Origin of the sequence: Halomonas sp. KX33721 (assembly GCF_001596805.1) — a bacterium.
Taxonomy (GTDB): domain Bacteria; phylum Pseudomonadota; class Gammaproteobacteria; order Pseudomonadales; family Halomonadaceae; genus Vreelandella; species Vreelandella aquamarina.
Map to the genome: position 1 here is coordinate 1 of NZ_LVIA01000079.1, position 686 is coordinate 686.

Consider the following 686-nt stretch of genomic DNA (forward strand, 5'->3'; position numbering starts at 1 on the left):
AGTGCTTTACATACCGTCAGTGCATGGAGCTGCCAACACCAGTTAGTTTTAGGGCAAACAGCCGTTGATAGCAAAACAAATGAAATCACAGCCATACCTGAGTTACTCACCATGCTAGATATTGAAAATAGCATCATTACACTTGATGCTATGGGCTGCCAGCAAGAAATAGCGAAACAAATAATTAAACAAAAAGCTGATTATATCCTAGCGCTCAAAGGTAACCATTCAGGTATGCAGAGTGAATTAGAAGCTTGGTGGCACAAGAGTGAGCGCGAAGGATTGACCAATAGCAACTATGATAAACATACCGAAATAAGCTCAGGGCATGGGCGCATTGAAACAAGGGTTTGTCAGCAATTGCTTATTGATAAAAGCTGGTTAGATAAAATCTACCAATGGTCTGGCTTAAAGAGTGTTATTCAAGTAACCGCTGAGGTTCACGATAAATCATCAGGTACAGACACGATAGAAACGCGTTGGTATATTAGTTCGTTAGCGTTAGGTGCGGAGCAAGCTCTTAATGCGGTACGAAGCCACTGGCAGGTTGAAAGTATGCATTGGATGTTGGATATGAACTTTAGGGAAGATGAATCAAGAATCCGTAAGAAGCAAGGACCCCTTGTTTTTAACGTAATGAGAAAAATAGCCATGGCGTTATTTAAACAAGATACAACTAAAACAGC

At 40.8% G+C, this 686-nt stretch carries 1 protein-coding gene; it reads left to right on the forward strand.

The annotated features are described in order from the left end of the window. The coding region (locus A3220_RS16360; protein ID WP_128082454.1) for an ISAs1 family transposase at nucleotides 1–686 on the forward strand (686 nt) is incomplete at both ends.